Raw genomic sequence first — 3,368 nt, 5'->3', positions numbered from 1 at the left:
GGTCCGCCGGGTGGGTGGGTGTGTCTGAAGCATCCATGAGCGCTCCTGTACGTCCGTCCGGGCGCTGGGCGTCCCGGCGTCCCCCTCATGCTGCCACCAACGGCTGCCATGCGGAGAGCCCGTGGTGGAGCAGATCCACCCAGCCCCGAGATGGCTGTTCGGGCTGGGGCGTTCGGGCGGTGGTTTCGTGGTGGACCGTGGCCCGATCGGCGTGGAACGCGACGCACGCCACGCCGCTGCCATGGCAAACGGATGCGTCTTGACCGACTGGGACGTATGATGATCTTGAAGTGCGGCGAGAACGTGCGGCGCGATCAAGGTGGCGGGTGGCCTTTCCATGCGGATGCATCGGCACGGCAGCGACGGAGCGGGCGGGGGATCAGGCCGGTGTCCCGCCTGATGGCCACCCGGGACGTGCGCGCTGCGCATCCTCGGCGACCGTCCGACCGGGTGCCCTCCGGGGTCCGCGTCTCCCGCGCTCCCGGTCGTCCGAGGGACACCCGCTGCGATGAGGCGATCATCGATGCCGCGCTGCACGAGCTCGCGACGGTCGGCTTCGCGAGCCTGTCGATGGAGGCAGTGGCGACCAGCGCCGGGGTCGGCAAGGCGACGGTCTATCGCCGGTGGCCAACGAAGGACGCCCTGATCGGGGACGCGTTGGACACCCTGGCTGACAGTCTCGACGCGGTCGAGACTGGCTCCCTGCGCGACGACCTGGTGGCCTGGCTGAACGCGCTGCGCCGGCACAACCTCCAGTCGTTGTCCGGGCGGATCATGCCGAAGCTCGTCGCCGAGCGGAGCACGCACCCGGAGTTGTTCGCCACCTACTCGCAGAAGGTGATCGAGCCGTCGCGGGAGAAAGCGGCCGCCATGCTCCGGCGCGGCATCGAATCGGGGGAACTCGCCGCGGACGTCGACGTCGACCTTGTCGTCGACATGCTGGTCGGGCCGGTCGCCTATCGGCAGTACATGAGTGGTGACTGCGAGGTGAGCGGAACGCGGATCGCGAAGATCGTCGACACCATCCTCGGTGGCATCCGCTGCCGGCAGGGTGCGCGGCCGACGGCGGAGGCGCACCCGTCGCACTGAGCCACACCCGTCGCACTGAGCCACGCTCGTCACGCTGAGTATCCCGCTCGCCGTACCCCGCTCACCGGGGGCACCATGCGTCCGCGAGTAGCATCGCGAACGGGCCAGGAAGGCCCGCCGCGGGGCCGCCTGCCGGCGACGCACCGGCGACGCACCGGCGACGCGATCCCCGCATCCGTGTTCCCAGCGCAACAGGAGAGATTCGGTGTCCGACGTCCGCGTTACCGTTCAGCACGCCCAGCGCAGCGATCCGCGGGTGGTGCCGACCGGGACGACGGCCGCCGAGCTGTTCGCCGACGACCGGAACGTGATCGCGGCTCTGGTTGACGGTCAGCAGCGTGATCTTGCTCATGTTCTCGCCGACGGGGTCGTCGTCGAGCCGATCATGATTGACTCGCCGGCCGGGCGGGCGATCGTCCGGCACTCCACCGCGCACGTCGTCGCCCAGGCGGTCCAGGAGCTCTTCCCGAAGGCACGCCTGGGCATCGGGCCGCCTATCGACAACGGTTTCTACTACGACTTCGACGTCGAGTCCCCGTTCACCCCGGACGACCTCAGGGCCATCGAGAAGAAGGCGCAGGCGATCATCAAGGCCGGCCAGCGCTTCTCCCGGCGGGTCGTCACCGAGCCCGAGGCCCGCGCGGAGCTCGCTGACGAACCGTACAAGATCGAGTTGATCGGACTGAAGTCGAGTGACACGGCGGCCGACGACGCCGAGGCGAGTGTTGAGGTCGGGGCGGGCGAGCTGACCATCTACGACAACCTCGACGCGAAGACCGGCGAGCTGTGCTGGAAGGACCTCTGCCGCGGGCCGCACGTGCCCACCACCCGGGCCATCCCGGCCTTCGCGATCCTGCGTTCCGCCGCGGCCTACTGGCGGGGGAGCGAGAAGAACCCGCAGCTGCAGCGCATCTACGGCACCGCGTGGGAGTCGCGCGACGCGCTCAAGGCCTACCAGACCAGGCTGGCCGAGGCCGAGAAGCGCGATCACCGCAAGCTCGGCGCGGAGCTTGACCTGTTCTCGTTCCCGACCGAGATCGGCCCGGGGCTGGCGGTCTTCCACCCCAGGGGCGGCGCGATCCGCACCGCGATGGAGGACTACTCGCGGCGCCGGCACATCGAGGCCGGGTACTCGTTCGTCAACACCCCGCACATCACCAAGTCGGAGCTCTACCAGATCTCCGGGCACCTGGACTGGTTCGCCGAGGGCATGTACCCGCCCATGCAGCTCGACGGCGGCACCGACTACTACCTCAAGCCGATGAACTGCCCGATGCATATCCTGATCTTCCGGTCGCGGGGCCGGTCGTACCGGGAGCTGCCGCTGCGGCTGTTCGAGTTCGGCACGGTCTACCGCTACGAGAAGTCCGGCGTGGTCCATGGCCTGACCCGGGTGCGCGGGCTCACCCAGGACGACGCGCACCTGTTCTGCGCCCGTGAGCAGCTACCCGCCGAGCTCGACAGCGTGCTGACGTTCGTGCTCGGGCTGCTGCGCGACTTCGGGCTGACCGACTTCTACCTGGAGCTGTCGACCCGGCCGGCGGGCAAGGCCGTCGGCACCGACGAGGAGTGGGCGCAGGCCACCGAACTGCTGCGGGAGGCCGCGCAGAAGCAGGACCTGGAACTGGTGATGGACCCGGGCGGCGGTGCCTTCTACGGGCCGAAGATCTCCGTGCAGGCCCGTGACGCCATCGGCCGGACCTGGCAGCTGTCCACCATCCAGGTGGACTTCCAGCTGCCGCGGCGCTTCGGCCTGGAGTACCAGGCCGCGGACGGGACCCGGCAGCGTCCGTTCATGATCCATCGGGCGTTGTTCGGCACCATCGAGCGGTTCTTCGCCATCCTGCTGGAGCACTATGCCGGGGCGCTGCCGCCGTGGCTTGCGCCGGTGCAGGTGGTCGGCATCCCGATCACCGACGAGCACGTGCCGTACCTGGACGAGGTCGCCCGGCGGCTCGCCGCACACGGCCTTCGGGTGGAGGTCGACTCCTCCGACGACCGGATGCAGAAGAAGATCCGTACGGCGCAGAAGCAGAAGGTGCCGTTCATGCTGCTGGCCGGAGATTCCGATGTCACCCAGGGTGCGGTGTCGTTCCGTTTTCGAGACGGGACGCAGCGTAATGGCGTGCCGGTGGACGAGGCCGTCGCGGAGATCCTCGACGCGGTGGAGCGCCGCCGCCAGGTCTGAGCCGCGCGGCTGGCCCCGGCCCCGTTCAGAAGACAGAAGACTCGTGCTGTCCCGGTGGACCAACTTCTCGGTAGCGGGCCGGAGCCGATGG

2 protein-coding genes are annotated in these 3,368 nt (G+C 69.3%); both read left to right on the top strand.

All coding sequences use genetic code 11. The features are described from left to right. Positions 1 to 387 precede the first annotated feature (387 nt). Positions 388 to 1,089, top strand: a complete 702-nt coding sequence (locus tag AC08ON_RS05965) for a TetR/AcrR family transcriptional regulator (RefSeq protein ID WP_476606769.1) — start codon at positions 388 to 390, stop codon at positions 1,087 to 1,089. 205 nt (positions 1,090 to 1,294) lie between these two features. Then, on the top strand, positions 1,295 to 3,277 hold the full coding sequence (gene thrS, locus AC08ON_RS05960; RefSeq protein ID WP_476606770.1) for a threonine--tRNA ligase: 1,983 nt from the start codon (positions 1,295 to 1,297) through the stop codon (positions 3,275 to 3,277). The last annotated feature ends 91 nt before the right edge of the window (positions 3,278 to 3,368 follow it).

Source organism: Frankia sp. CoWAU3, assembly GCF_977971855.1.
Note: the sequence above shows the minus strand (reverse complement) of the source record. Positions and strands in the feature narration are given on the sequence as shown.